This window comes from Nostoc sp. (assembly GCF_036917815.1).
Lineage (GTDB): Bacteria > Cyanobacteriota > Cyanobacteriia > Cyanobacteriales > Nostocaceae > Nostoc.
The window spans coordinates 1-26630 of record NZ_JBALEK010000010.1 but is presented as its reverse complement, the minus strand read 5'-3'; the positions used below and the strand labels follow the sequence as shown (position 1 = coordinate 26630).

Below are 26630 nucleotides of genomic sequence, written 5' to 3'. Positions count from 1 at the left end.
TTAGCTAAATCCCCGGACGCTCGCAGACTCCTAACGCTTCGCTAACACAAAACCTATTGCTCTACGTTATCTGTGCTACGGCTTTGTGTTCACATTTAAGAGCCATGCGAAGTTCATACGCCGGACTCACATAGCTTTGTGAAGATTTACCCAGGGAAAATATCTAGAAATTCATTGCCATTAATCACTGTTGTCCAGTGCTGATATTTTCCTGGGGCATTCTTTTCTCGTGGATCTGCTTGCACCAAAGGCATAAACTCGTGGTAATGTTCGTTGGCACTAGCCCCCACCATGCATCCAGCAGACCAACCTTTGACTGGTTCCCCAAACCCATCACCATCTGGATTATCAGTAGTGTGTTGGTCTACGTTGAAGTTACTACCCTCATCCGGTAAGCGATCAGAGCCACGCAACACTGTAATATCCCCAGTTTGCACCAGAGCCAATTGATCTCCGGTGCTACCGTGGTGATGACCAACGCTCCAAGCTTGGTATTGCCATGCCTTGATATCTGCACATCCTTCCTTGTTCATGGGATTTTCCCAGTAATATTCTCCTGGGTCACAAGTGCCTAACCAATTGCCCGCAAAAGTTGGTACTTTATCTTTGATTACTAATACACAACGTCGGTCATTCCAGACAAATGGTGCATTACCATTCCACTGTCCATTACGGTCTAATCCCCGAAAATAAACGATGTTGATTTCTCCATCGTTACCGTTACTGCTGATTTGTTGATTATGTAAGCTGATCCACATCACGGTTCGACTCGGCCAGTCACCGTTGAGTTGAAATCCTGGTATTAAGTCAGTCGGATTGGTATTGAGCAGGCTAGCAGCAATATGGGGATTTATCCCTGGCTCACTGAGATTTTGAAAATGTTTATAAGCATTTAGCGCCCTGGCAGATTTTGGTCCCCAAAGTCCATCAGGTGAATTTAAGAGCCAAAAATCTTGAAGTCTAGACTGTAATTGCAGTGCCAAAGTCTTGTTTGCAGCGATCGCTTCTTCCGTTGCGAGTGCTTTGACTGACCCATTGGCTAAACCATAGAGCAAGGAATGAGGATTATCAGTAGATGTAACTGGCATAGAATTGCTGCTTTCTTTTGTGATCAGAGTAATACTATTTTGTCACTAACAGACTTATGAAACATTGTTGTTTCGCCTAATTTCGGTCTAATGAATAAAAAACAAGTTAAAAATTTTCCGGTTTATACTTATGATTATCCGGTTCATGATTATGCAGATAAGAGTATTTATCTAGTTGAGGAATATGCTGGCTCAATTACCCGACCGCGCCCAAACCTGCGTGACGCGAGGGATGCAAAATATTGTTGTTTCGTCAGCAGCCATTGCGCCAGAACTCGCCGGAGAGCCAACTGCCCCACGCCACTTGCGGGATGGAGTTTTTGGGCATGGGGAAGATGTTGCCCAATGCCCCAAGCGACGGGGCGACTATCCCTCTACAGACACTCTTGGGATGGAGTTTCCCGTCGCTTTCAATAAATAAACTATTGCGCCGTGGTATTCCTAAGACTTGAGGCTAGAATCCCCATGCCTAAAGGCAGGGGTGTTGACAGGGGATTTAATATTTTTGGCTCATGTCACCTGATAATTCAGGTTTTATAATTAAAGTTAAAGGGCTTAGAGCATTAAGCATAAATGAGGTTAAAGGCTGTGAAGAAAATAGTTGTTGCTGCAATATTCAGCTTCATCGCTGGCTCAACATCTTTACTTTTTACCCAAGCCGCTAAAGCTGATCCTATTGTTTCCTGTTATCCTGTTACTTACAACAGGGTGATCAAAGAATCGGCGGCGGATCATCCGCATGCTTATGCAGATGGTTATCGAGAAGGAGAACAAACCGCTCGGAATAGAGTTGCTTATAAACCTCGGGCTGTGGGAGGTGAATTTGCCCGTGGTTTTGAGGATGGGTACTTTAATCTACCTTATACTGGTCAAGAGACTGTTGCACCGAAAACAATTGTACAACATACTACTCAGGTTTGTAATGAAGATGGTTATTACAACGTAGCGCCTCCTCCTACTTACATCTACAACCCTTATGCCATCTATGGGTCGCCTTATCCTACTTTTGGCATTAACTTCGGATTTGGAAGAGGGTTCTACGGAGGGAGACACTATGGAAGATGGTAGGGGTGGGGAATTTCGTCGGAGAAAGTCAGTAGACCGAAAACTTTTGGAACTTGAAGAAAGAATCAGGGTTTGAGCCGTCGTTTTTGGGACTGGCAATCATGGCGCTGGTGTGGGTTTAACTTCTGGAAATAGGTCTAGCTGATTTAGTTCCAAGGGTATTACCGGGAGCGTGCCGACTAGCTGATTATCCAAGAGAACTGAAAGGCAATATCTAGGTCTGCTTGCTTGATTTCTCTGGTTTTTGGGTCTTGTTTCCCTTTATGACTTTTTCTCGCTCGTTTCCAAATGACCCCCTTTTTTTGAGTACCCGTACTAGACAGTAAACGACCGTAAGCATCGTAGGTATAATTATCAACAACCTGCCCCGTTGCATTTGTCAATACGCGAGTAGAACCCAAGCCATCAGTGTGATAGTAATTTTGATTGCCACTGCGATCGCTCTTAATTAATCCCAGTCCGTAAGTATACTCAGCAGTAACTTGACGATTAGCGTTATATTCAAGTAACACTTGAGACACACCACGCATTGGGTCTACCAAATAGTTGGTTCTAACCCGAATGGCACTAAGTTAAGATACAGCTCTTGCTCTGACTGCTTCCTAGCCTCTAGGCTGGGAAGCCATTCTGGGGGGGCTGCCGCCTCCAGTACCTTGACCAGAGGCAGCAGCCCCTCAGAATACATTCCCAGCCTGGAGGCTGGGAACGAGGCTACACAAGCCTTTGGGCTTTCCTTAGTGCCATTGATATCTGAGTCAAAAGCTGACAGAGAAAGGGTTCTGTATGCTCGTGTTAGTACCAAAAGTCAGATAGAGGAGATGAAATCTCAGATTGAATATCTTAGCGAGTCATATCCTGGATGCCGTGTAGTTAAAGATATCGCCAGTGGGATGAATTGGAAACGCAAGAACTTTATCAAGCTGATGACTCAAGTCTCCAACGATGAGATATCTGAGATAGTTGTGGGATATAAAGACAGGCTTTGTCGGTTTGGCTTTGAGTTTGTTGAATGGTTTTGCAATCTTCACCACTGCAAAATTGTAATTATCAACAACGTGAAACTCTCTCCCCATGAGGAGTTAATCCAAGACTTCATGGCGATTATGCACACTTTTAGCTCAAAACTCTATTTTCTACGTGCTTATAAAAAGAAGATAGAGGAAGAGCAAAATATATCTGCAATTCATGATGAAGACAGTAGTGAAACGGAGTGAATAGGTGTGCAATACATATAAACGTAGTGAGTCGAGACTATGAAACGCAAAGTAAAAGGTAAAGAAATAATCGCTGGGAAATTCACTACACAACAGATTTTGATCTGAGCGTTGGCAGAGGAATTTCAGGCAGGCGACACCGAATAGCCCGTCGCAGACATCGCACACCCCATCACAACAATGCGATGGCATCCTCTCAGAAAATCTTTTAATCAGTGCGACGCCGATAGCGTAGCGGTAGCGAGTCCGCGTTCGCTTTTAGCGTCTCGTAGAGAGCGTCATAGCCCGCCGCAGGTCCTACCCTGAGCGTGCGCCGAAGGGCATCGCCCATTCCAGTTATATAAGGTTTTGAATAATCACCAATTTCAAAAATCAAATATCAATCCTAGTATTAGTGACAAAAGTAACCGTTTTAACATGACTTTGTATACAGGCGTGTGCCTGATGATGACGATTACATTAAGAATATACAAATCACGTAATGCAAGGCAGATTAAAGGATATATGAATCGCTTAAAATCTCTGATTCTTGGAAGCTTATTAGCTGCTGCTTCAATTGCGGCTCTTTCTCAAAATGCTAATGCTGCTGAATTCAAATCTGAGCATGATCATTTGAATCGTAATACTGTAGCTTTTAATAACAGTAAAGCCCAACACGAACGCCAAGCTCGTGAACAACGCGCTCGTCAATTGCGTGAACGTCAAGCTCGTGAACAACGCGCTCATGAATTGCGTGAACGTCAAGCTCGTGAACAACACGCTCATGAATTGCGTCAGCGTCAAGCTCGTGAACAACACGCTCATGAATTGCGTCAACGTCAAGCCCGTTTGAATCACTAAGCTAAAATTTTTCTTCCAATTATGTTAGGAGAGTAGCAATACTCTCCTTTTTCTTTGCATAAATCTGCTCAAATTAATGACCGAACAAGGCAAAAGTAAAAAGTAAAAAGGCAAAAGAAAGAAAGAAAGAAAGAAAGAAAGAAAGAAAGAAAGAAAGAAAGAAAGAAAGAAAGTCAATTTCTTGAATCTGACGCTTGATTTCGCTTAATGAGAGATTGTAGGCGATCGCATCTTCTAAGAGTTGTTTTCTTGTTTCCTCATCTTCAACTCGTGCGATCGCCTTTGCCTTGGTATATTCGATTTGCCCAGAACGCAGTACTTCTAGCACATCTAGGGGCAGATTGAGCAGTGGTAGGCGATTTTTGACAAACGATTCCCAACTCATCCGCCCCAAAGACGCGAATAATTCTTCAATTATCTGAGTTTGGGGTTGAGACATAACGTTATGTCTCAGTTCGGAATTTTCTTGTTTATAGCGATCGCCTCTTATCCTCTAAGGCATCATCTAAAAATAAGTTGTACAAATTTAATCTGGAACAAGTTGTGAGCTTAACTTCCCCATCAAAATTGTTCAAGTTATTTTTACAAGGCTCCTAAGAAAGCTTCATAAACATAACGCGGGTTGTACCTCACCAGACTAGAAAATGCTAGAATCTATAATGTCGTTTTAAACTCTCACGAATCAACCTTTGGTGATGAATTTACCTACGAGATTATCAAGCTTGATAAACGTATTTGAATCCTCTTCGGGTGTTTCAAAGTTACCAGCGATGGTGCTGTAGTCTATTGTGGCAGTGCCATCACTAGAGTTGTAAATGCCGCCACCCTTGCCAGACTCTTCTCGACCAGAACTGAGTTCGATGCCGAAAGCTTTATTCACCCTGAGAATGCTGTTGCCAACCGTTAGGGTGCCATCATTGTAGATGCCACCGCCAAAGTGTGCCTGATTGCCACTAATGGTGCTGTGGTTCACGTTAATGATGCCTAATTGAGTATATGTAATAGTGCCAGAATAGTCGCCAGAGTCATCGGCATTATTGTAGATGCCACCGCCGGCAGTAAGTGCCGTATTGTCAGTAATGTTGCTATAACTCACGTTAACGACGCCTAATTGATTGTCGCTGCGGTTCCCGTTAGAGCTAGAGTTATAGATGCCGCCGCCATAGTCGCTGGCATAGTTATTACTGATAGTGCTGTTAGTAATCGATAGAGTACCATTATTGTAGATCCCACCTCCAGTGGATGCATGATTGTCTTTGATAGTGCTAGTGGTTATCGTTAGGCTACCATAGTCGGCAGAGTAACCATAGTTGTAGATACCGCCGCCTTCGGTTGCCGTATTGCCACTGATGGTGCTGTTACTCACCGATAGGATGTCTTTTAAGTAATTATTAATTAAGTAACCGATGCCGCCGCCTTGGGTTGCTGTGTTGCCACTGATGATGCTGTAATTCACCGATAGGGTGCCTTGGGTGCTGATACCACCGCCAAAATATGCCTGATTACCACTGATGGTGCTGTGATTCACAGATAGAGTGCCGTTGTTACCTATACCACCGCCGAAGCCGTCATCTGTTGATGCAAAATTGGCACTGATAGTACTGTTGTTCACAAATAGAGTGCCGTTGTTACCTATACCACCGCCTCCTCCACTTCCCGTGTTACCACTAATAGTGCTTTGATTCACAGTCGCAGTGGCATCGTTGTAGATACCACCGCCCGACTGATATGTTGCTGTGTTGTCATTGATGGTGCTGTTGCTCACTGTGAGGCTACCAGAGTTGTAAATGCCACCACCAAAATCAATCGAGTTGTTGCTGCTAATCTTACTCGCCTTCACTGTGAGGACGCCAGTATTATAAATAGCGCCACCTGATGCACCTAAGTCGCGGTAATTGTCACCTGTCGTCGAGTTATCAGTAATATTACTGTAGCTCACTGTGAGGGTGCCAGTGTTATAAATGCCGCCGCCGTTACCTTCACCATTATCAAGATCATAGCTGTTGTTACCAGTGATGTTACTGTAGTTCAGCGTGAGGGTGCCAGTGTTGTAAATGCCACCGCCGTTAACTTCGGATGAAAGTACATTATTGTCTGGTTTGACTGTATTGCCAGTGATGATGCTATTGTTCAAGGTCAAGACGCCTTCGTTGGAGATAGCACCGCCTCCACTTGCGCCATCATAGCTATTGGTAATAGTCAGCCGGTTGATTGCAGATGTTGCACCTTTGCCAATGTCAAAAACACGGTCAGCACTATCATCCTTAATTGTTAGTAAGCTGGCATTTGTGCCTTCAATGGTCAAGTTGTCTGTGATACTCAGACTACTACCAGTCAGATTGATGGTATGAGCGATCGCATCAGAAAACAATCCCCCAAAATTGATGATATTTGTTCCGCCAGCGAGATCGGCATTTAGAATTTGCTGCCGCAGTGAACCTGCACCACTGTTATTAGTATTAGTGACGGTAAATGTAGACATTGATATGACTCCAATTTTTTTCTCGTTGTATAAAAATTGATATCAAGAATCATGCTGATAATACTATGAATATGCAAATATGCAAGTATTTTTTCTACTGCTCATCCGTAGTAAGAGATCAAAGTCAAGAAAGAAAAACTGCGATCGCCGTACTGGTCTGCCAACCCCAAAATGCGCTTTTTCGGATTGGGGTGTATATAAAAGGTTAAAGGGAAAGTGTTTTCTCCCTTTCCCCAATAAATAACCAAGTTCACTCAAGGGCGAACTACTAAGCGTGAGATTTAGCACCAAAAATATCTAAATCTCACGCTTAGTTCGTGGTTAGTAATACTGATAATGACCCTTAACCCATACGCGATGGTGATTTCTTGTTATCCAATGCCCACGTATCCACCGACGACGCTGGGTTTGTCTTGCAAGTAATGTTCCGACTTGTGGTTTTTGAACATCTGGGTTGACTACTGAGAGTGCTGATGCCTGTTTTGGCATGGAGGCAACCAACACTGGTATTGCCACTATTGCTGCAATAATCCTGTTCATGAATCTTTTTCCTTTATTGAACTCTTGACAATTAAGCCAGTTATTTTTTTGACTTAATTGTGATGAATTTAAGTAGATTAATTCATTAACTAACAGTTCTTATTTTTTTAAGCTTTTATTTACATCTATGTCTTAGTTGTGTCATTAATATGTCAAATGTGTATATAGAAGTTCCGCTAAAAATCTTTCTAAAGACAGAAGCGCTGCGGTTAGAGTTGATATCACCCGTGGATATTACCAGTGTCAAGGCAAGTATTGAACTGCGGGGAAGGGCGTTGAGTCAGGTTTCTTAGAGGAAACTTGAGCAATGGAGGGGGGAGCGATGCCTGCGGCGGTAAACTACGCTATTTACAAGCGATGGCGTAAGCGCGTCTCAACGTGCCCAGTAGCCTCATACCAGACCACAGCCGATATAAAGCACCGAAATCAGCATCATCCACAGAGTCAACCTCAAACTCTGGGGCAATATCCTCTGCTTGCTGCTTCAAAATACTGCTCTAACTCAAGTTGCGCGAGAACTTGAGCATCCACTATTATTGGATTCATCGTTTGACCTTTTAAATCGGGTTTACAACTTGGGCGATCGCAACTTCTTGGTGGGAGGGCGATCGCCTTTGTTATATCCTTTATTATACATACGTTGACGTATTGGTGTGTTAGAGTTTTAACGTAGTTTTAACAGCAAAACTATCAAGCGCGTTGGCGTGTTAATGTATTGACGCACCAAAATCCGCTTTTGGTGCGTCAATTAAGTTGAAAAATAGAAATTATGTGGTTCTTCCATGCCTAAGTATGTTGACCTTTCTCGTTATTGGACAGAAGAAAAAAACTTATCTATTCAAAAAGCCAAAGAAATGACTGGCTTGGACAAAAGAACCTTGTCATCTGCCAAAAAAGGGCAACTTGAGCGTGGGCAGTTTGAGACTCTCTTTAAGCTTAGGGATTTAGCTTCTGAACTAGCTGGTAAACCGCTAATGCTGGAGGAGATTTTTAAAGATGATTAGTCCTGAAAGTATAGATTTGCTTGCTCTGCCATCAGTGCAGCTATCTGACAAGCGAAGTTTGCCACTTTTCTCCTTGCCCCTCAAGAGCATAGATTTCAGCTTTGAGGATGTACCTCATAGCTGCCGGAAGTGCTGTATTCTGGATTTTGGGGCAAAAAACAATTTATCGTCAATCAAAGGGTTTAAGACCCCAATCATTATATGTACCCTCATTTCAACCCTGACAGACTACTAGTATTGGACAACTTTGTATACCAGATTGCTACCCTGATAGAATGGTTGATAGATGATGCCGCTACAGTTGTAGTATACTAGTCGACCCATATTAATTGCCGTGCAGCCATCGGGTAGAAAAGGTACAACTGCACCAATAGGAGGTTTGGTCACGATGTAAGAGTTGCCACTCGGTTGCAGAAAAACGCCGTCTGAGTAAATATAATTTGTGCTTCCCACATCTATGGGGATGTAATAGGGTGGGAGAGTATTAATGATCCCACCAATCACTAGACCAGATGCGAAGGTAGCCAATCCCCAACCTGATGGGGTGTCATATCCGTGACCATTCCAACCACCACCAAACCTACCACCTTGTGGAATCGCTCGTCTAACATTGACGGTATTTCTAAGCTTCACATTTCCAGGGTTGATATTAGGGCGATTCACATTTCTAGGGTTGATATTAGGGCGATTCACATTTCTAGGGTTGATATTAGGGCGATTCACATTTCTAGGGTTGATATTAGGGCGATTCACATTTCCAGGGTTGATATTAGAGCGATTCACATTTCCAGGGTTGATATTAGAGCGATTCACATTTCCAGGGTTGATATTTCCCCTGTTCTGTAAATTGACTCTACTGTTGACGCGGAAAGAAGCGCCCGTTCTATTAACGTTACCGTTGCTGGGGCGTTGGGCATAAACTGCATCCAGAGGCAGCGCACTAGCAGACAAAAGAGCTAAAATCAAAGCCAAAAAGGTTTGATGTGTAGAAAATTTCATCTCATTTATTACTTATTATCGGTAAGTGATATTATTTGGTTTCAGAAGGTGAAAGGAATTCGATTTTACCTGAGCCTGCGGGTGGTCTGAAGTTAAATATTTCGGCGGGGATCTGTGGATTGAATTTCCAGTTGGAAAGAATTGCTGTGTATTGAGGCGCGCCGGGCAGATCTTTGTACGTAATCACAATTTTTTGAATAACTGGGTCGGTATCTTTGTCAATCCAAATCTGAAAATCCCTGTCTTTCCCCGTAAATAGGAAGTGATAACTAGGAACCCTATTTACCATGTCAAATCCCACGTATGTAGACTTCTGGATCACGGGGATGACTTTCTTGCAAGGATCGGTAACAAATAAGTTCGCTAGGGGGATAGTAACGTCGTACTTTTCTTCAATTTCTCCGAGCGCAGCATCAATGGTAGGAGGAGCGGGTCTGTTGGTATACAATTTTAATTTGTTCGCAAGCAGCGTGAAGGTTTTACCATCGTAATAGAAACTGGTGTGGCGTTCGTCGCCGGAGTAGTCTGCCTTGATCTGGTTGGGACGTTTTAGCCATAGCTGTTGAAAGGCGCTGTACTGAACTTTTTCACCAGAATCCAGCACATTGTCGTAAGTGATATCGACATCAACGGTAAACGCTTGTTTTGTACTTAATGTATTGCATACTTTTTTCAGAATCCCTTCCGGTTCATCCTGAGGGAAGATAGGTGACTCAGGTGGTACTTGAGCAAGGGTTTTGAAGGGAGCTATGAAGGTGGCGATCCAAATCACAAATAATGATACTGAGATGCGAGCTTTCCAGGTTTTCATGAGTTTTTGTTTGATTGCGTTGTCAAAAGAAGAATTTCTGAGGGTTGGACTCATTAATGAAGCTGTGTTCAAAGAATTCAATGGTGAGAGATACTAAGTCCCTGGACAGAATTAATTACATGTTAGTTATTTACCAATCCTTTGCAAGTCTTGGATTTCAGTCCAGATTTTTGTGTAATTAATTTTGTCAGATTACTTAAGACGTTAAGGGAGAAAAGATCACCCTTGTTCAGAATCAGCGCCATTCTATAACTCTCATCAAAGGTAGCTATCGTATCTGGTGGCAAGCAATGCAAATATCGGCCCAGTGTTTCTCCAGATGTGATTTTGATACCCATTTATAGAGGAACATCTCTAACAGATAACCTTGTTCATTTACTAATTCTGAGTAACTACCGTGTGATTTACTGCATGAATTGATTGATCACGATATAAATTGTAATAAAAATCAATGGACGGCTCAGATCAGATATCTGATTCAGAATCTTTTAGAGTTGATGCAGTCGGCATAGTAACTGTTGCACTGCATCATAAAAAACTCCACGCCACTTGCGGGATGGAGTTTTTAGTCATTAGTCATTAGTCATTAGTCATTAGTCATTAGTCATTAGTCATTAGTCATTAGTAGCAATGACCAATGACTTTTGACTAATGACTAAAGCGGCGGGGCGGCTATCCCTCTACAGACACCTGGGGTGGAGTTTCCCGCCGCTTTTCATGAATAAAACCACAGTTCATCTAGTTGTCAACATCAATGGTTGCACAATGGTTGTGTTTTATACTGATGCCCATTGCTGGCAATTTCGGGTGATTAGCCCTGGTGGTGCGGTGTTTGGGGAACGTAAGATTTATTACTCGGCTGAAGCTGCACAGAAGGCGGGGCGGGAGTGGATAGGTGAGGGGAGTTGAGGGAGGGCGATCGCTATCTATCACATCTACGTTTAAAACGGAAGCTGATACCTCATAACTCCCATAGTTTTTTGGCTTTTGTTGTAAAAAAAATTACTAAGATCCGGCTTTTTACTGATATCATCTGCGATTTGTAAAGGTTACTTTTGACTAAGTTCACAAAGCTTACTTACAACGCTTAGAACAGCTTTGACTAAGTTGTTACATTAGTCCTCTTAACTTAAGAGGCCAACCGACTAAAGTTTCAACCAATTTAACTTTGACTACTGTAACTTTGAGTCTACAGCTATTAGCCTGGAGGTGCATTTTCCCATGCGGATTTGGCAACCTCCTGACCTAAGACAACCATTGAAGAAGAATTCAAACCCTGACGATTGACGATATCGATACCACTGGTTTAACCATCAACGGTTGACAGGAGAAAAAATTTTCAGTTTGACAACAGCGTTTCTACAACTGATGCGATTTCAAGTCGCTATCGGACGACTGTGACTGTCTGAAAAATCCAGATAGATCACCCATTCAAATAACTACCTAGCAACTTTCTTAAGTTGCTGAAAAAGTCTGCTTCTAATTTCCCTTACATCCCTTACATATATTCGGAGTAAACAGATGACTACATACTACGTTTCTGGAACAGGCAATGATAGAAATAGTGGCTTGAGTCAGGGAGGCGCATTTGCCACCCTCCAACGAGCCGGGGATTTAGTGCTACCAGGTGATAATGTCTACATTATGAATGGCACTTACACCTCAATTTACGCCAATATCCTGAGTATTGTAAATAAGCAGGGTACGGCTAATGCACCGATCACATTTGCGGCGCTACCCGGACAGACACCTGTTTTACAAGCAAACGGAAAAAATTGGAATGCTATATCAATTACAGGCTCGACCTATATCAAAATTCAAGGCTTAAAATTAGTAGGGAATAGGGATAATATTACATTAGCTTATGCCCAACAGCAAAAAAACAATTTGAGTAACCCAGCAACATCTGGAAATGGTATTTCAGCTGATGTCAGCAGTAACAATCCAAATCAACATTCCAGTCATATCACAATTAGTAATAACAATGTTTCTAATTTTCCCGGAGGTGGGATTGCAACACTTTCAGCCGACTACATTACAGTCCAAAATAATATTGTTTCTGGAAATGCTTGGTACTCTCCTTATGGTACACAAGGTATTTCAATGCTTAGACCTTGGAACTCTGACAGCAACACAACAGGTTACAAAATAATTATTCAAGGTAACACTGTTTTTAATAATCAATCATTAATTCCTTGGAGCGCAGTCGGAAAAATAACCGAGGGTCATGGAATAATGCTTGACTCTGCAAGTGATGGAAATTACATAGGTAAAGTCTTAATCACTAACAACTTTGCTTACAATAATGGTGGGGCAGGTATTCAGGTTTTTAAGGGAGAAAACCCTGTAGACGTTGTGAATAATACACTTTACCAAAATTCACAAGTAATTGCAAACGGAGAACTTTTTCTTAACAGTGCTAAAAATGTTCAAGTTTATAACAATATTCTCTATGGGAACCAGGGAGAATTTCTCATTCTCAATAACAAGTCTACTAACCTTACAATTGACAATAACCTTGCTGACAAGGGAGTTTTTAACGCCATTGGAGCAGGTAATATTTTAAACCAAGACCCGTTGTTTGTTAATCCAACAAATGGCAACTTTAGTCTTCAACCTGGAAGTCCTGCGATCAATGCTGGCTCCAATGCCTTCAATAGCATAACTGGCGATGGTACTGGCACAGCATCGGTTAACATTGGTGCATACCAACTTCCTACCTCGAAAAGTCAAGTTCTCAATGGCACATCTAACACTGTAAATAGCAGTACTACCGTGAACACCACTAACACTGTAAATAGCAGTACTACCGTGAACACCACTCTTGATAACAACTTAATAAACAATACCTTTCCCATCAATAATATTACTATACCTACATTCAACCTGAATAATTTTCAACTTCTCAACCAATCTAGTTTGGTCGGTACTCTTCCGACGAGTCCCGCATCGCTCACAAGTTACGGGATTTTACTCCTCGCCATCCTTGCGCGGAATATATTTCGGGCATTTTTGAAAGGTTATTTTTTGATGCAGTGTGAAAAACCGGAATCTCGATTTTATAAGGCTTTGAAATTTGTGGTGAGAAATCCCGGCAAATCCCCCACTGAGCCAGGGCAAAGGCATCTAAATATTGACGAGCCTGAATAGCAAGTAGTCTACACCCAATGGCATGAAGACTCATGTGAAACCTCCTTGCTGGCTTATTTGTTGGGGTTTAGGGGTGTGGGCATGGGTCGTCAGGCAGGGCTGATTCATTCCATTTCAACGAAGAGGCAGGGGGCAGGGGGCAGGGAGCGGGGGGAAATGACCCCTGACTCCTGCCTAGTTTGCGGAGCGGAACATGTTCTTACGTCCCCCACTTCTGCTAAGTGGTTCTCGTATTGGAGGGGTCGAATCCCTTTTCTGTTCTATCCCCCTTGCTCCCTGCTCCCTGCCCCTTTTCCTCTTTTTCAAACAGGATTTGTCAAGATGGTTAGCGAGAAAATTGTAAGTAAGTGTGACGATGAGATGAACATTAAAAGCAAATACGGATACAGATATGCCACGAACAATTCCGTAAACTCAACGCTTTCAAGCACACTTATTTTCGCTCTTAAGTCCGGCGCACTCTGGCAATCGCTGACCATCGCCGCTTATCAGCATTCTTAGAGGAAACTTGAGCGATCGCACTCTTGCACCCACTTGAGACTCTTTTTAAACTGAGGGATTTAGCTTCTTTCCTCGCTGGCAAACCACTAATACTAGAAGAAATTTTCAAAGATGATTGACCCAACAACCATGTTGAAACGTGATGCTCAAAGGAGGGCAACAGCACTATCATGCACAATAAAGCTTTCGGGATCGAACTCAGTTCTGGTAGAGAAGAGTCTGGCGATGGTGGCGGCATTTATAACTATAGCCTTGGCACCGCCACAATAGACTACAGCACGATCGCTTGTAACTTTGACACACCCCAAGAGGATTCAACTAAGCTTATCAAGTCTGATGATCTAGTAGGAAAATTCATCACTAAATACCATCATAATCGGATTTGCAACCTCAGCGGCAGTACTTTTTCTTATAATTAACCAGGCTTTTTAGGGTTAAATCCTTGGTTTTGCAACAGAGGAAATCGGCGATGCCGAAGGCGCAGAGCGTTTCCAAGAGTTGGCTCTCTCTATGAAATATGGTACATAAACCATATCTATCTTGAAACCTGTAGTTTTTCCCTCAGGACTTACGCAAACAATAGCTATAACCCTGATTTTGAGGTAGGGGCAATTCATGAATTGCCCCTACAGCGTGCAGTTTTGCGTAAGTCCTATCCCTGATCAAAAAGATTTGCCCTCATCCCCCAACCCCTTCTCCCAGATATGGGAGAAGGGGAGCCAGAATTTCAAAGTCCCTCTCCCATGTCTGGGAGAGGGATTTAGGGTGAGGGCGAAAACTACGGTTCTCAACTTAGATGAGGTTTAGTTTGGTTTCATCACGCCTACTTAACTGCACGTTTGTAGGGCGATCGCAGTTTTTGAATTTGACCTCTGACTACAGGTGAGCAGTAGAAAAAATGCTTGCAGATTCGTAGTAATATCAGCATGATTCTTAATATCAATTTTTATACAAGGTCAAAAAATAGGAGTCATCTGAATGTCTACATTTACCGTCACTAATACTAACAACAGTGGTGCAGGTTCACTAAGGCAGGCAGTTCTAGATGCCAATGCCCTGACAGGAAAAGACATTATCAATTTTGGTGGACTATTTACTGATGGGCTGGCTCATACCATCAGTTTGACTGGTAGTGGTCTGAGGATCACAGACAACTTGACCATTGAAGGCACAAATCCGAGCTTACTAACTATTAAGGATGATAGTGCTGACCGTGTTTTTGATATTGGTAAAGGTGTAACGGCAGCAATCAACGGTCTGACTATTACCAATAGCTATGATGGCGCAAGTGGAGGCGGTGGTATCTCCAATGAAGGTGTCTTGACCTTGAGCAATAGCATCATCACTGGCAACACACTATACGGATACGGCAACACAACACCCAACGAAGATGTCACCAACGCGGGCGGTGGCATTTACAACACTGGCAGCCTCACAGTGAACTACAGCACCATTAGTGGCAATTCGGCAGGCAGCTACTACTACGGCGGCGGCATCTATAACTCTGGCACCCTGACAGTGAACTACAGCACTATTACTGGTAACAACACCGATGATTCTCAGAGTGCTGAAGGTGACGGCGGCGGCATCTATAACTCTGGCATTCTCACAGTTAACTACAGTACCATCACTGAGAACTCGGCAACAGGTGATATATACCGCGACATAGGTTGCTTAGGTGGTGGCATCTACAACTCTGGCACCCTCACAATGAAAGGGGGTAATATTAGCAGCAATAACTCCATAGCGGACGGCGCTGGCATTTACAACACTGGTAGCCTCACGGTGAGCAACATCACCATCAATGGCAACACAGTAAAAAACTTCGAAGGCGGCGGCATTGCCAACGATGGCAGCCTCACGGTGAACTACAGCACTATTAGTGACAACACAGCAGGCATCGGCGGCGGCATTTACAACACTGGCAGCCTGAGCAACCTCACGGTGAACTACAGCACCATCACTCACAACACAGCAGACGTCGGCGGCGGCGGCATTGACAGTGATGCCAACCTCACGGTGAACTACAGCACCATCACTCACAACACAGCAGACTTCGGCGGCGGTATTTCAGACATTGGCGACGCCATTGAAAGTTATAAGAGCATTATCACACTGAACTACAGCACCATCAGTGACAATTTGGCAACGGGCGATGGCGGCAGCGGAATTTGGAACTCTAGCAGTCTCATAGTGAACCATAGTACTATCACTGGCAACATAGCATACAAGGTCGGCGGTGGCGGCATTTTGAACGATGGCAGTGTCACACTGAACTACAGCACCATTAGTAGCAACCAGGTAAAGGCGGGACAGGGCGGCGGCATTTTGAACGGTGGCATTTCGAACGATGGTAATGTCACATTGAACTACAGCACCATTAGTGACAACACAGCAAAGGGCGAGGGCGGCGGCATTTTCAACACTAACAACTTGGCTGATTCCCATGTAAGCGATGTTACCGTAATAAACAATAGTACCATAAGTGGCAACACAGCACAGGAGGGCGGTGGTATATACAACTATGGCATTCTTCAATTTTCCTCTGTTGATGCACAAGTTTTGGGAACTATTTTTGCGCTGTCCTATGGCAGTCTCATCGTTATCAGTAGCACTATCAGTGACAATCATGCAACCACTGGAGGCGGCATCTATAATAATGGAACTCTATCAGTGAGTCACAGCGCCATTAGTAATAATTATGCCAGGGACTACGGCGGCGGCATCTACAACTCTAGCTCTAACGGAAATGGCAGCAACAATCAATTAGGCTTCGTTACCCTTATTTATAGCAGTATTAGTGGTAATACGGCGGGTCAAGCGGGTGGTGGCATCTACAATAATGCCGACGACGGTGGCGACTATTCTGGCTCTGTTAATATAGATACTCAATTCGTCGCCTTTGCCGGCGACTCCTTTTATGGAGTCGTTCCATCTACTCAATTAGGCATCGTTACCGTAAGTGATAGCACCATTAGTAACAATCAGTCACACTTTGGCGGTGGCATCTACAATGATGGCACCCTAACGGTGGGCAACAGCACTATCAGGCACAATAAAGCTTTCGGGATCGAGCTTAGTTCTGGTGGAGAAGAGTCGGGCGATGGTGGTGGCATTTACAACTCTAACTCTAGCTATGCCACCGCCACAGTAGACTACAGCACGATCGCTTGTAACTTTGACACACCCCAAGAGGATTCAAGTAAGTATATCAAGTCTGATGATCTGGCAGGGAAATTCATCAGCAAAGGACATGATAACTGGATTTGCAACCTCAGCGGCAGTACTTTTTCTTATAATTAACCAGGCGTTGCTAGTAGGGCGGGCGCTCAAATAAACAGACTATTTTCTTACCCTGATTGCGCCGAAGCTCATATCTTTGCTGTTGGGCGATCGCCTTATGGAGTTTTCCTCTCAGAATTTTTCTGGTACTAATTGACACAAATCACTTTTTTCTTTGAAGATGATGAAGCGTTGCAATACTGCTCGAATAAGCTGGCGAGATAAAAACTGTAGAACAGATGGTCTCTATCTGGAATTACGTAAGAGCCGCTTTTTTCTCTTCAACGCTAACTGCTGAAGCCGCTCAATTTCAGTTAGCACATCTTCGGGCTTGGTTTCCATTTCTAAGTCGGCAAGTTCACTGTCTTCATCATTATCAATGCCCATTTTGTCTTGAATCGCATCAAGCATCTGTAATACTCGTGTGACTTCATGCTCTGTCAGTAGTGCAATTTGTAAATTTAAGTTTGTTCGATACTCACTTTCTTCACTCAGACGGTTTTGACTAATTAACACAAATGTTGACAGAAAAATTGCTTCCAGAGATACTACCATTGTCAATAGTCCGTAGGGGAATGGATCGAACGGATGCACGCCAATTCTTCCCGTGTTCAAAACAATCCAAGCTCCAAACCAGACTATATGTACGTAAACAAAAACTATATGTCCTGAAAAAGAGGTAATCGTATCCGCAATTCGGTCTTGCAGATTTCGTTTATTAGCAGCCTGAAGTCGAAGGCGAATCAGAGTCCGAATGTTACGTTGTATTATTTTAGACAGTGCTGGATTATTGTCTTCATAATATTCAAATTCCTCCTCATTCATGCCAACTTGCTGCATAATTTCAATGTCCTGTAATGAATAGTGCCTTTCAAAAATTAGATTAACTGGACTACTTTGCTTACTTAAACTCAAAGTCTTGAAGTCGGATTTAATTATAAACTCAAGTCTTGAGCTTACTGTGCCAAAGCTGTTACATTCTTGTGCCAATACATTCCCGTTACAAATCAAAATCAAGGCTGAATGTTTCTCCATCAGAATCTTCTTTTTCCTCCTCTGCAAATGGAGTTGCAGTCCTTGAAGAGAGTTTGTTATCTTCAGTATTAATCGGCGTGAAAGTCGCTTGTTGGTGGGAAATGCACCCTTTCTAAAAGCAAAATAGCAATCAATTATAAAGTAAAGCGTCTCCAGGTAACTTTTCTGACTTTTCACGTTATGTGGAAAAGCCACGAAACACCTAACCCCCAAACCCCCTTCCCGATGAAAATTCAAAGTCTCTCTCCTTTTAGGAGAGAGATTTTAGGTGGTCGCCTAAGCGTAACCAATTGAACATTGGGTGGGATGCAACGCTAAAACTGAACTCTACCACTGAAATAACTACCACTGTCCCCACAATCAGGTTTAATAAAGAAGCATTCAGTATTGCTTTGATATCCGAGTTTTTTTCTCAGGGAGTTGAGTCAAATGTCAGATCCAAATTTTCCAGAGCAAGCAGGGGAGTTCGGCGTTGATGCAGCCATCGACACAACCGCAGATAACCTGATCAACCCAATTCTTGACGGTGTAGCTGATCGCATTCCTGGTGCTGAGGGATTTGAGCAAATGCTAAACACTGAAGTTGATCAAGTTATCAATAACGATATCAATACTGAAGTTAACAAAGGCTTCGGTGGAATGATCCAAGACACTGAAAATCTGTTTGACAGAGAATAACTTATGTTCCTCCTTTAACAACTATTCAGTCCTGGAAATATGGGAGCAACGATTGGGGAGGCTGGGCGATCGCGTTCTTAGTGATTAGGCAAATCATCATTTATCATTGTTTCAATCACAATACCGCCAAATCGAGCTTCTTGTGCCCAGCACTTCACTCCTTTAATGTAGCAAATCTGGCTTTCGTACTTCTCTTACGAACCTTCGATAATCTTTTGAATTCCCCATAGGTTTCCTCTAAGAATTAATTGAGAGCGATGTCTACGACGGGCTATTCGGTGTCGCTCTTTTTTCCTCGCTTGATCACTGTGCGATCGCCAGTGTTAATCAAACAACGCTATGGCTAGCAAGAATTTCACTCCCAACCCGAACATTGGAAACTGGTGGGTTTCCGAACCTTCCCATGCGCCACTATTACAAAGGTCATAGTATAAATCATGACTTTTAGCTCATTCAGTTTTGATCATAGATTCCTATGATGATGACATACACAAAAAGCAAATTTACCTCTAAAGTATGATGAAACTTAATAAGTTCATGTCTGTTCTTGCAAGTCTTGTAGCAGTAAGTGTTGTAGCAGTTCCCTTTATTGTTAAAGCAGATGCGATTCATAATGGACAGCCATTGCTAGCACAAGCTCAACAAAATTCTCACAAAAAAGAAGGCGGTCGCTGGGCAAAATTAAATCTGACTGACGCGCAAAAACAACAGCTGCGTCAAATTGAAAAAGATAGCAGGCAGCAAATCGAAGGTGTTTATACACCACAACAACTTGCACAGCTGAAAGCAGCAAGAACACAGCATCAACAAGGGCAACATACTAATCGTCGTGATGTCATGAAATCTCTAAATCTAACTGACAGTCAAAAGGCTCAAATCAAGCAGATTATAACAGCGCAAAAAGCGAAGATGGACTCTGTTTTCACTCCCGAACAGAGGCAGCAACTCGAACAGCAACGCGCACAATGGCAGCAACAGCATCAGTAAGATAAATTTTGGTATTGGGGTCAAATGAATTGAACTTTTCAACACCCTAGAATCGGCCCCATCGACTTGCCTCAACATTTATGCGATCAGACATCTGGTGAAATTAAATATGCATTACCCAGAACCCTTGTAGAGACGTAGCAGTGCTACGTCAAAACAATTCTTTTTCGGAGATGTCTAATATTTAATTCCCAATATTTTATCCGATACTGACTTCATCACTCTGTACATCAGAAGTCTCACTCACCCCTCTAGCAGTCTGTTTACTATTGATATCTCCGGCGAACTTGATGTGGGTTGATTAGCACGCTGACTCCAAGTGTCCAGCCCAATGCCACCATCCATCCTGCTAATACATCACTTGGATAATGGACTCCTAGATACAAACGTGTCCAACCAATTATTAAGACAAACAGGGTTCCGATAATCAGAACAAACCAACGCCAACGGCTGTTCCAACTCAAAATGCTCAAAGCTGCCACCAAAGTCATACTAGCCATAGCATGACCACTAGGAAAGCCATAATCAAATTCTGGAGCGGGTGATGTCCACAGATGAGGACGTGCCCGGTGCAGCAACAGCTTAACCGTCTGATTAATGATTATACTGCCCACCGAGGCGATGAAAAAGTACTCTAAAGCACGCCACCGTTGTCGAATCAGTAGGAACAGCACAATCATTGCTGCTGCTGGGAATACCCCCCAAAACACCCCTAACTTCGTCAAGTGTGAGACAAAAACATCTAGTTTCGGTTGGGCAGTGCTGTGAATAGCTAATAATAGGGGAACATCGAACCAAAATCCGCCTTGTTTCCAGACATCCTCTGCTAAGTCCCCAAATATCAGTAAGGGAATAAATCCGCCAAGCAGTAGGAGCAATACTGCCCTCCGACTTCTGGTGAGGCGCATCAACTTGCTCCCGCATTAATTAATCTTTCTCTAATACTAGAGGCATAACTAACCAAACAGAATTAATTACATGGCGATTCTTGACTAGGCAAGACTCATGATTTTTGACAGAATTCTTGATAATCTAATTTTACTTGCAAAGAGTAGCTGGTTGCATACTCTAGGATTTGATTACGCCAATCAGATAAGTGAGCAAACTTAATTAAATCATCTGCGATCGCAGAACCTTGTCTACCACCACTGTGTAATTGATCGTCTCTTGATGACTTCGGGATCTGCGTATGCCAACTTGCCAGGGAAGCATCCTTATTACCTGCACGCCCTGACTGATTTACGCACTGCACGGTGGTTGCTGGAACATCGCCCAGGCGATGCTGCCGTTAGTAGACAAGAAGATGTTGCAATTGGGCAGATAGATTACACTATTAACGACATTAAGAAGGCATCTATTGATGATGGCAAAGACATCCACGAGCATCCAAATGTCGATGTCCCCAATAATCATCCTGGACGGTTACACAAGGCAGAAGAAATATTGAAGAAAGTGCATTCCGATGTCAGGCGTGAGGAAGACGATCCAACAGCCCGGGGCTTACAACATCGTTCTCTTGTGCATATCGATGCTGCACTCAAAGCGACTAAGCGTGCCCTTTACGATGTTCAACATCATAAATAGAGACTGAATGGGCCAGCAGAGCGTCTCCAAGAGTTGGCGGCAAGCTACGCTCCTACTGTTAGTCTTCCCTTCAGAATGGGTGCGATCGCTCCTTTCCTCTTTGAAAATGGGAAAGCAATGACACGGAGCAATGGCAAGAAGTTGATGTTATGAAAAAACATTCCAGCGATCGCCCTGACATCTGTGCAGAATACAAGCGTTCGCGAATAGCGTCTCGTTGGCGCAGCCTAAGAAGAGAAGAGAGGAAACGTAGCAGACAGGCGATGCCTAGGTTGGCAAGCTACGCACCCCTACATCTGCGAATCCCCGCTGCATCATCACGCCCTGTAAAAAGTAGCCTGGATATCTTGCAAATAATGGCAATAGGCGATCGCCCAACTGCTAACCAGTGGTACTTGTGATGCAAGTACTTTGGATTGGTCAAAGTTGCGTTACCAGCACACAGCCGCAGTTAGGTCGGTGCTGATGGAAAAATACAGTCCGGCGATGGCGAACAAAATGCTATGTGCGTTGCAGCGGACGCTCAAGGAAGCTTGGCGGTTAGGGTTAATGTCCACGGATGAGTATGGACGAGCAGCTGATAGTGAATTTTCCGTTACTACAACTAAGCCCCGACAGTGCAACCAGCTTGCGACGCATTTTCTCCGTTTTTTGGTAAAAAAGCGCTTTATTTTTGTAACTCTTTTGCAACAGGCCTTTCAGTCTGTGCATGACAGCAAATTATCTCTTTGCTACTTTTACTGCCTAGTAAACATTTTTCAAGTATTATTTATATTGAGTTTTTCCCGCAATATAGGGATTGCTGCTTTTCCTTTTGTCTCGATGTTTCCTAAAGTAAAAATGGCAGCGACTTGAATGTCTTCATTATTAGTATCTTGTTTTATTAAAGCAATCAGTGCAGATACAGCATTTTTATTTTGTAAAGTAATATCAACATTATTTCCACTGATATTTGCCAAAGCCTCAACTGCTTGAAGGCGCACAGGTTCATTCTGGTTTTTCAAAGCATTGATTAGAGCATCTACTGCTTTAGACTCCACGCTAATTTGTCCGAGTGCCCAGGCAGCCGATGCCTGAAGTTTTGTATTCTGATTATTCTTAAGTACTTCAATTAAAAAAGGAACAGACTCTTTACTTGCTTGCCTCAAAGTCTTGATCGCCTTTTGGTTAGTGTTTGCACACGTAGTATCCAATTTCTGAATTTCAGCCTTAATCTTGGGTTTGCCTAAGGATTGAGCATAGACTGCATAGGTTGGCAGCAGAAATAAAAAGCAACAGAAAACGGTAGTTGGAAGAGCTAGTTGTCTTGCAAGCCTTGTCATAAATTTTCTCAGTATGGATAGATAATCAATCAAAGTTTTTATATTTTCATCACTTAGCGCAAAAGCTTTAGGCAGCATTGGCTTTGGTTATTCCTGAAAATCTAAGGTATTAGGAAAACTTGTATTTCGTGCCTGAAAGCATTCTATCTTCATTGACGCTCCCACCGCGATCGCTCCCCATCTGGGCATCAGGCGATCGCTCAAGTTTCCTCTCTACGAGACGCTCTTCGCGTTCGCTTGAAAAATGGGCAGGCTACATCCCCTGGAACTACGCCCGATTTCTCAATTACTGCACCGATCGCCTATTCCTTCAGCGTGTTGGTGGTCGCTACCGCTTCCTCCACAAACTACTGCAAGAGCACTTCGCCCAAATGGAGTTTAAGCGCAATGTTGATTGAGAAAGAAACTACACTTGGCGTAGTTTACCGCCGCAGGTCTTACCCTGAGCCTGCGCCGTACCCCGGAGGGGAAGCAAGCTACGCGGAGCGTCTCTAAGAGTTGGGCATCGCTCCCCAGCAAATACAAGCGAACCCATAGACCATCGCCCCCATCAAATCAAGAGAGTCAAAGTTGCACCCCAACAGCGATGCCTATGACGGGGTTCAGCCGGGATACCCGCAAAATGGGACACCTTGTAAAGTTATGTAACAGTATATCAAGCCAAACCCTTGATATACTGTTGTTTCAATCCCAAGCTTGACTTGATTCCTCCAGTTGAAACATTCCCAAAAATGATTGTTTATGGGCAAGTTTGAGGGACTATTGGGGTGAAGAGTTGATTTCACCGTGCAACAATTTTGATTGTCGCAATATCATTTTTGGGCAAGTTAGTAAATCAATAAAACACGCTCTGCAACATTAATTTACAACGTGTCCTATTTTGCGGGTATCCCGGCTGAACCCCTAGATGACCTTGAAGTATATGCTTTCCTATGCCTTTAGAGAGATTGTACCAAATCCTTAATTGCTGATAGGTATTAAGTGTTGACTCACTCTGGTATAAATGCACAGGGTTTGAAACTAGACATGAATTTCAGCATTTCAAGTTTTTGCTTAGCGTACATTTCGCCCGTTTTGGCACAGTCTCGCCTAAATTGGCGAAGGTATTTCTAACTAATAGTTATTACTGTTTTAAATATGGCTATAGACCTTTCCACGCTAACGTTTACCAACAAGGCTGACATCATTCCTCCATTAGGGACTGCGGAGATAGTCAATACTGGCATTGCCAATACCCTTGGTGGTAAAGACCAGATCACTGGCACTGGAACAACCCCCCTGCCTACCTCCGGCTATTCTGGCCTTCGCACCCGCGGGATCACAAACACTGGCATCATCGATACCAGTGCTGGCTGCGACACAATCAGTGCCACAGGCTACCTTGGCATCTACAACGATGGTGGTACAATCAATACTGGTGCTGGTAAAGACACAATCACTGGAATTGGCGACTTTATTGGCATCTACAACGATGGTGGTACAATCAATACTGGTGCTGGTAAAGACACAATCACTGGAATTTCTACTGCCAATGGCTATGGCATCAATAACCAACCAGAAGGCACTATTGATACTGGATCTGGTAACGATACAATCACTGCAATTGCCAGTGGCGATGGACTTGGCATCGTAAACTACGGCACTATAAGTACTGGTGATGGTAACGACACAATCACTTGCAAATCCAATGGCATTGACGGTAGGGGTATCTCAACCACTGGTCTCATCGGCAGTGGCACTGGCATCATCGATACTGGCGCTGGTAACGACACAATCACTAGCAATAGCAGCAATTTTGGCATCGGCATCTCCGAGGGCGGCACAATCAATACTGGCGATGGTAACGATACAATCACTGGCATTATCAGTGGCACTAGCAGTGGCAGTGGCTTTACAAATGGCATTGCCACTGGCATCGTAAACGACTCATCCACCATCGATACTGGCGATGGTAACGACATCATTATTGGCAATTTCATTGGAACTTCCCCCAGCACTGCCGGTGGAATTGCCAACCTGAGTGCCACTATTAATACTGGTGCTGGTAACGACACCATCATTGGCAATGCCGATGGCACTTCTGCAGGCCTTGCCACTGGCATCCTCAACCTGGGAGGCACTATTAATACTGGTGCTGGTAACGACACCATCATTGGCAGTTCCACTCACGGTTTCGGTATCTCTAACGACGGCACTATCAATACCGGTAGTGGTAACGATATCGTCGATGCTCTCAATGGTGGCTTTGGTGGCAATGGCATTACCATTCTCGGAGATGGCAATGACATCATCAAAGGATTTGGCAGCGGATTTTTTGATGGCGGCAATGGCAACAAAGATAAGCTGCTCTTTGGCACTGGAAGCTATACAGTCTCACATACCGCAAATCTCCAGGGCTTCTATACAGTAAACAATGGAACGACAGATATGTTCGTAAAGAACTTCGAGTTTATTGGTAGTGCCAGTGATCCTGCTGCCGCTTTTAGTTTCTCTAGTGTTATTGGCGAAACTTTTATGGTGTAGCTATGGACAATGAATCGGATAATCATAAGTATAAACCGGAGAATTTTTAACAAGTTTATTATTCATTAGACCGAAATTAGGCGAAACAACAATGTTTCTAATTCTCTAGAATCACTACCAGATTTAGCACTTACAAAGTGGCTGGCTAGGATTTAAGGATACCGCTTAAGTGGTTAGGGTCGAGGTGAGCATTACTGCGTCACCCCTCCCATGCGGAACCGTGCTTGCCACTTTCATGGCACACGGCTACTCAATGTGTACATCCTTGTCAATAATGGACTTCTGACCCGTTAATCCCCAAAAATGTAGGAATATCATTACACCATTCCCAATTGAATTTCGACATGAATTTGTTAATCCTATCTAGGAATTTGGAAGTGTCCTTTTTCCTTATTTCAATCAGGTCTTCTTTGGTCTTTTCGTCATGGCAATGCCGATGCAATAGTTGTAGGTTTTTGTATTCATCCTTACCGCTTAAAGCTCTAGGGATAATATGATGTACTTCTAAGACATCCCATTCTTGAAAGTGTAATCCGCAATGAGTACATTTTCCCTTCTGCTTTTTAAGCAGATATGCTTGACGACAAGACATTTCGGGGTGTGCGCCCATTCTTGTACTCCAATAAACCAAGTCGCCGTCGTAGAGGCTTTTATCGCTTTTAACTTTTACATAATTAGTGCTACTGCAAGAGAACTCCTTATGTTTTAGTAACCGGAGGGGGTTTGCATTTCCTTCCCTGGTTGCGAATACCCAGTTATCACCGCCAATGGTTGTCCAGTATTTGATGTGACCATCATTAATGTTTCCACATCGGCGTTTTGCCCATCGTCGAAGTTTCAGGTAGATGAGGTGGTCTTGTTTTGATAATTCTCCGACGGTTTGAGCGTCGGATTTTGAGTAGAAGGATGTCCATCCCCTGATGACAGGGTTAAGGTCTTTGATTATTGCCGATTGTGGCGAAGACCTATGTTTTAGGATAATCCTCCTAATTTTCTCTTGATGCGCCTTACTTGACTTCTGGGATGGGATGATGAAAGTGTTGAAACCTAATAGTGTACCTTGGGCATTTTTATTGCTTCTGTACTTGCCTGCCGGGTATTGCTGAATATGATGACCTAGAAAGTCAAATCCGGCAATTCCATCCTCGCTTAGTTCCGGGTGGAACGTGTGGGTTAGCCGTGTTTTATCAGGCTTCAATTCCAGACCTATGCCTTTTAACCATTCCGAGACAATTTCCCGGCATCTTTGGACAACGGTTTTGTCTTCATGGAGAATCACAAAATCATCCGCGTATCGGATTATATTGGGCGTTTTGAATTCCACACCTTTTTTGTGAAACCAAGTTTCCTTTCCTGAATAACTCATTTCGGGAAATTCTCGTTTTATCCTTTCTTCAAGACCGTGGAGGGCTATGTTAGCAAGTAGTGGAGAAATTACCCCTCCTACAATCTTGCAAAAACTTCCATAGAGTTCTCGGTCACTATTCATCGAAAACAACTGCGTCCAGGCTATGGTAAAGGTTTT

General features: G+C 43.4%; 29 protein-coding genes and 2 pseudogenes. 18 read left to right on the top strand and 13 right to left on the bottom strand.

The window, feature by feature from the left end; genetic code table 11:
• Window positions 1-146: 146 nt before the first annotated feature.
• Window positions 147-1088 (bottom strand): peptidoglycan-binding protein, encoded by a 942-nt coding sequence (locus V7K97_RS02995; RefSeq protein ID WP_334799218.1) that lies wholly within the window; start codon window positions 1086-1088, stop codon window positions 147-149.
• Between the two features lie 184 nt (window positions 1089-1272).
• On the opposite strand from V7K97_RS02995, the gene V7K97_RS02990 reads away from it, so the two are divergent.
• Window positions 1273-1509, top strand: a complete 237-nt coding sequence (locus V7K97_RS02990; protein WP_334799217.1) for a hypothetical protein — start codon at window positions 1273-1275, stop codon at window positions 1507-1509.
• A gap of 167 nt (window positions 1510-1676) precedes the next feature.
• A complete protein-coding gene (locus tag V7K97_RS02985) occupies window positions 1677-2156 on the top strand; it encodes a hypothetical protein (protein WP_334799216.1) in 480 nt (159 codons plus the stop codon).
• 176 nt (window positions 2157-2332) lie between these two features.
• On the opposite strand, the gene V7K97_RS02980 is transcribed toward V7K97_RS02985, so the two are convergent.
• Window positions 2333-2683: a hypothetical protein gene (locus V7K97_RS02980; protein ID WP_334799305.1), complete on the bottom strand. Its 351-nt coding sequence runs from the start codon at window positions 2681-2683 to the stop codon at window positions 2333-2335.
• A 123-nt stretch (window positions 2684-2806) separates the two neighbouring features.
• Here V7K97_RS02980 and V7K97_RS02975 point away from each other — a divergent pair, with 123 nt between their 5' ends.
• Both V7K97_RS02975 and V7K97_RS02970 read left to right on the top strand, forming a co-directional pair.
• Window positions 2807-3367, top strand: coding sequence for an IS607 family transposase (locus tag V7K97_RS02975; protein WP_334799215.1), 561 nt, complete (start codon window positions 2807-2809; stop codon window positions 3365-3367).
• A gap of 348 nt (window positions 3368-3715) precedes the next feature.
• On the top strand, window positions 3716-4207 hold the full coding sequence (locus tag V7K97_RS02970) for a hypothetical protein (RefSeq protein ID WP_334799214.1): 492 nt from the start codon (window positions 3716-3718) through the stop codon (window positions 4205-4207).
• 172 nt (window positions 4208-4379) lie between these two features.
• Here V7K97_RS02970 and V7K97_RS02965 read toward each other — a convergent pair.
• The 3 genes and pseudogenes from V7K97_RS02965 to V7K97_RS02955 all read right to left on the bottom strand — a co-directional run.
• A pseudogene (locus V7K97_RS02965) lies at window positions 4380-4670 on the bottom strand (ParB/RepB/Spo0J family partition protein); the annotation flags it as partial.
• Between the two features lie 219 nt (window positions 4671-4889).
• Window positions 4890-6689, bottom strand: a complete 1800-nt coding sequence (locus V7K97_RS02960) for a beta strand repeat-containing protein (RefSeq protein ID WP_334799213.1) — start codon at window positions 6687-6689, stop codon at window positions 4890-4892.
• 321 nt (window positions 6690-7010) lie between these two features.
• On the bottom strand, window positions 7011-7229 hold the full coding sequence (locus V7K97_RS02955; protein WP_334799212.1) for a hypothetical protein: 219 nt from the start codon (window positions 7227-7229) through the stop codon (window positions 7011-7013).
• Between the two features lie 149 nt (window positions 7230-7378).
• On the opposite strand from V7K97_RS02955, the gene V7K97_RS02950 reads away from it, so the two are divergent.
• Complete coding sequence (locus tag V7K97_RS02950; RefSeq protein ID WP_334799211.1) at window positions 7379-7522, top strand: hypothetical protein; 144 nt, start codon at window positions 7379-7381, stop codon at window positions 7520-7522.
• Window positions 7523-7573: 51 nt separating this feature from the next.
• Here V7K97_RS02950 and V7K97_RS02945 read toward each other — a convergent pair whose 3' ends face one another.
• Complete coding sequence (locus V7K97_RS02945; RefSeq protein ID WP_334799210.1) at window positions 7574-7717, bottom strand: hypothetical protein; 144 nt, start codon at window positions 7715-7717, stop codon at window positions 7574-7576.
• 294 nt (window positions 7718-8011) lie between these two features.
• Between V7K97_RS02945 and V7K97_RS02940 the strand changes: the two genes are divergently transcribed.
• On the top strand, window positions 8012-8233 hold the full coding sequence (locus tag V7K97_RS02940) for a hypothetical protein (protein WP_334799209.1): 222 nt from the start codon (window positions 8012-8014) through the stop codon (window positions 8231-8233).
• A 231-nt stretch (window positions 8234-8464) separates the two neighbouring features.
• Here V7K97_RS02940 and V7K97_RS02935 read toward each other — a convergent pair whose 3' ends face one another.
• A complete protein-coding gene (locus V7K97_RS02935) occupies window positions 8465-9232 on the bottom strand; it encodes a DUF6515 family protein (protein WP_334799208.1) in 768 nt (255 codons plus the stop codon).
• A gap of 31 nt (window positions 9233-9263) precedes the next feature.
• Window positions 9264-10043: a DUF2092 domain-containing protein gene (locus V7K97_RS02930; protein WP_334799207.1), complete on the bottom strand. Its 780-nt coding sequence runs from the start codon at window positions 10041-10043 to the stop codon at window positions 9264-9266.
• 451 nt (window positions 10044-10494) lie between these two features.
• Between V7K97_RS02930 and V7K97_RS02925 the strand changes: the two genes are divergently transcribed.
• The 3 genes from V7K97_RS02925 (at window position 10495) to V7K97_RS02915 (ending at window position 13193) form a co-directional block, all read left to right on the top strand.
• Window positions 10495-10626 (top strand): hypothetical protein, encoded by a 132-nt coding sequence (locus tag V7K97_RS02925; protein WP_334799206.1) that lies wholly within the window; start codon window positions 10495-10497, stop codon window positions 10624-10626.
• Between the two features lie 134 nt (window positions 10627-10760).
• Window positions 10761-10952 (top strand): hypothetical protein, encoded by a 192-nt coding sequence (locus V7K97_RS02920; RefSeq protein ID WP_334799300.1) that lies wholly within the window; start codon window positions 10761-10763, stop codon window positions 10950-10952.
• A 612-nt stretch (window positions 10953-11564) separates the two neighbouring features.
• Window positions 11565-13193 (top strand): right-handed parallel beta-helix repeat-containing protein, encoded by a 1629-nt coding sequence (locus V7K97_RS02915; protein WP_334799205.1) that lies wholly within the window; start codon window positions 11565-11567, stop codon window positions 13191-13193.
• 445 nt (window positions 13194-13638) lie between these two features.
• Here the strand turns inward: V7K97_RS02915 and V7K97_RS02910 are convergent, their stop codons facing one another.
• Window positions 13639-13866 carry a hypothetical protein gene (locus V7K97_RS02910; RefSeq protein ID WP_334799204.1) on the bottom strand — a complete coding sequence of 76 codons (228 nt, stop codon included), beginning with the start codon at window positions 13864-13866 and terminating at the stop codon, window positions 13639-13641.
• On the opposite strand from V7K97_RS02910, the gene V7K97_RS02905 reads away from it, so the two are divergent.
• The gene (locus V7K97_RS02905; RefSeq protein ID WP_334799203.1) at window positions 13865-14113 is read left to right on the top strand and encodes a hypothetical protein; all 249 of its coding nucleotides are present in this window, start codon (window positions 13865-13867) and stop codon (window positions 14111-14113) included. The two genes, V7K97_RS02910 and V7K97_RS02905, sit on opposite strands and share 2 nt — an antisense overlap.
• 559 nt (window positions 14114-14672) lie before the next feature.
• Window positions 14673-16997, top strand: a complete 2325-nt coding sequence (locus tag V7K97_RS02900) for a beta strand repeat-containing protein (protein WP_334799202.1) — start codon at window positions 14673-14675, stop codon at window positions 16995-16997.
• 225 nt (window positions 16998-17222) lie between these two features.
• On the opposite strand, the gene V7K97_RS02895 is transcribed toward V7K97_RS02900, so the two are convergent.
• Window positions 17223-17816 carry a DUF1003 domain-containing protein gene (locus V7K97_RS02895; RefSeq protein ID WP_334799201.1) on the bottom strand — a complete coding sequence of 198 codons (594 nt, stop codon included), beginning with the start codon at window positions 17814-17816 and terminating at the stop codon, window positions 17223-17225.
• A gap of 624 nt (window positions 17817-18440) precedes the next feature.
• On the opposite strand from V7K97_RS02895, the gene V7K97_RS02890 reads away from it, so the two are divergent.
• Entirely contained in the window at window positions 18441-18689 is a 249-nt protein-coding gene (locus tag V7K97_RS02890; RefSeq protein WP_334706745.1) for a hypothetical protein, read from the top strand.
• Between the two features lie 537 nt (window positions 18690-19226).
• Window positions 19227-19676 (top strand): P pilus assembly/Cpx signaling pathway, periplasmic inhibitor/zinc-resistance associated protein, encoded by a 450-nt coding sequence (locus tag V7K97_RS02885; protein WP_334799200.1) that lies wholly within the window; start codon window positions 19227-19229, stop codon window positions 19674-19676.
• Between the two features lie 266 nt (window positions 19677-19942).
• Here V7K97_RS02885 and V7K97_RS02880 read toward each other — a convergent pair whose 3' ends face one another.
• The gene (locus V7K97_RS02880; RefSeq protein ID WP_334799199.1) at window positions 19943-20554 is read right to left on the bottom strand and encodes a phosphatase PAP2 family protein; all 612 of its coding nucleotides are present in this window, start codon (window positions 20552-20554) and stop codon (window positions 19943-19945) included.
• Window positions 20555-20846: 292 nt separating this feature from the next.
• Between V7K97_RS02880 and V7K97_RS02875 the strand changes: the two genes are divergently transcribed.
• From V7K97_RS02875 to V7K97_RS02865, 3 genes and pseudogenes are all read left to right on the top strand, one after another.
• Window positions 20847-21260: a hypothetical protein gene (locus tag V7K97_RS02875; protein WP_334799198.1), complete on the top strand. Its 414-nt coding sequence runs from the start codon at window positions 20847-20849 to the stop codon at window positions 21258-21260.
• 149 nt (window positions 21261-21409) lie between these two features.
• On the top strand, window positions 21410-21661 hold the full coding sequence (locus tag V7K97_RS02870; protein WP_334799197.1) for a hypothetical protein: 252 nt from the start codon (window positions 21410-21412) through the stop codon (window positions 21659-21661).
• Window positions 21627-21842, top strand: a pseudogene (locus V7K97_RS02865) (integrase); the annotation flags it as partial. The gene V7K97_RS02870 and the pseudogene V7K97_RS02865, both read left to right, overlap by 35 nt.
• 176 nt (window positions 21843-22018) lie before the next feature.
• Here the strand turns inward: V7K97_RS02865 and V7K97_RS02860 are convergent.
• Window positions 22019-22660: a HEAT repeat domain-containing protein gene (locus V7K97_RS02860; RefSeq protein ID WP_334799196.1), complete on the bottom strand. Its 642-nt coding sequence runs from the start codon at window positions 22658-22660 to the stop codon at window positions 22019-22021.
• Window positions 22661-22710: 50 nt separating this feature from the next.
• On the opposite strand from V7K97_RS02860, the gene V7K97_RS02855 reads away from it, so the two are divergent.
• Entirely contained in the window at window positions 22711-22980 is a 270-nt protein-coding gene (locus V7K97_RS02855) for a hypothetical protein (protein WP_334799195.1), read from the top strand.
• A gap of 739 nt (window positions 22981-23719) precedes the next feature.
• Complete coding sequence (locus V7K97_RS02850) at window positions 23720-25105, top strand: beta strand repeat-containing protein (protein WP_334799194.1); 1386 nt, start codon at window positions 23720-23722, stop codon at window positions 25103-25105.
• 268 nt (window positions 25106-25373) lie between these two features.
• Here V7K97_RS02850 and V7K97_RS02845 read toward each other — a convergent pair.
• Window positions 25374-26630: group II intron reverse transcriptase (locus V7K97_RS02845; protein WP_334799193.1), on the bottom strand; the 1257-nt coding region annotated here is incomplete at its 5' end.

Excerpts from the sequence above, each read along its gene's own strand:
- V7K97_RS02995 (WP_334799218.1), bottom strand. The coding sequence starts at position 1,088 with ATGCCAGTTACATCTACTGATAATCCTCATTCCTTGCTCTATGGTTTA.
- V7K97_RS02910 (WP_334799204.1), bottom strand. The coding sequence starts at position 13,866 with ATGATAGTGCTGTTGCCCTCCTTTGAGCATCACGTTTCAACATGGTTG.
- V7K97_RS02885 (WP_334799200.1), top strand. The coding sequence starts at position 19,227 with ATGTCTGTTCTTGCAAGTCTTGTAGCAGTAAGTGTTGTAGCAGTTCCC.
- V7K97_RS02925 (WP_334799206.1), top strand. The coding sequence starts at position 10,495 with ATGGACGGCTCAGATCAGATATCTGATTCAGAATCTTTTAGAGTTGAT.
- V7K97_RS02940 (WP_334799209.1), top strand. The coding sequence starts at position 8,012 with ATGCCTAAGTATGTTGACCTTTCTCGTTATTGGACAGAAGAAAAAAAC.
- V7K97_RS02920 (WP_334799300.1), top strand. The coding sequence starts at position 10,761 with ATGAATAAAACCACAGTTCATCTAGTTGTCAACATCAATGGTTGCACA.
- V7K97_RS02915 (WP_334799205.1), top strand. The coding sequence starts at position 11,565 with ATGACTACATACTACGTTTCTGGAACAGGCAATGATAGAAATAGTGGC.
- V7K97_RS02895 (WP_334799201.1), bottom strand. The coding sequence starts at position 17,816 with ATGCAGCAAGTTGGCATGAATGAGGAGGAATTTGAATATTATGAAGAC.
- V7K97_RS02980 (WP_334799305.1), bottom strand. The coding sequence starts at position 2,683 with ATGCGTGGTGTGTCTCAAGTGTTACTTGAATATAACGCTAATCGTCAA.
- V7K97_RS02890 (WP_334706745.1), top strand. The coding sequence starts at position 18,441 with ATGTCAGATCCAAATTTTCCAGAGCAAGCAGGGGAGTTCGGCGTTGAT.
- V7K97_RS02990 (WP_334799217.1), top strand. The coding sequence starts at position 1,273 with ATGCTGGCTCAATTACCCGACCGCGCCCAAACCTGCGTGACGCGAGGG.
- V7K97_RS02850 (WP_334799194.1), top strand. The coding sequence starts at position 23,720 with ATGGCTATAGACCTTTCCACGCTAACGTTTACCAACAAGGCTGACATC.
- V7K97_RS02955 (WP_334799212.1), bottom strand. The coding sequence starts at position 7,229 with ATGAACAGGATTATTGCAGCAATAGTGGCAATACCAGTGTTGGTTGCC.
- V7K97_RS02960 (WP_334799213.1), bottom strand. The coding sequence starts at position 6,689 with ATGTCTACATTTACCGTCACTAATACTAATAACAGTGGTGCAGGTTCA.
- V7K97_RS02875 (WP_334799198.1), top strand. The coding sequence starts at position 20,847 with ATGACTTCGGGATCTGCGTATGCCAACTTGCCAGGGAAGCATCCTTAT.
- V7K97_RS02935 (WP_334799208.1), bottom strand. The coding sequence starts at position 9,232 with ATGAAATTTTCTACACATCAAACCTTTTTGGCTTTGATTTTAGCTCTT.
- V7K97_RS02930 (WP_334799207.1), bottom strand. The coding sequence starts at position 10,043 with ATGAAAACCTGGAAAGCTCGCATCTCAGTATCATTATTTGTGATTTGG.
- V7K97_RS02870 (WP_334799197.1), top strand. The coding sequence starts at position 21,410 with ATGAAAAAACATTCCAGCGATCGCCCTGACATCTGTGCAGAATACAAG.
- V7K97_RS02950 (WP_334799211.1), top strand. The coding sequence starts at position 7,379 with ATGTCAAATGTGTATATAGAAGTTCCGCTAAAAATCTTTCTAAAGACA.
- V7K97_RS02905 (WP_334799203.1), top strand. The coding sequence starts at position 13,865 with ATGCACAATAAAGCTTTCGGGATCGAACTCAGTTCTGGTAGAGAAGAG.
- V7K97_RS02900 (WP_334799202.1), top strand. The coding sequence starts at position 14,673 with ATGTCTACATTTACCGTCACTAATACTAACAACAGTGGTGCAGGTTCA.
- V7K97_RS02860 (WP_334799196.1), bottom strand. The coding sequence starts at position 22,660 with ATGCTGCCTAAAGCTTTTGCGCTAAGTGATGAAAATATAAAAACTTTG.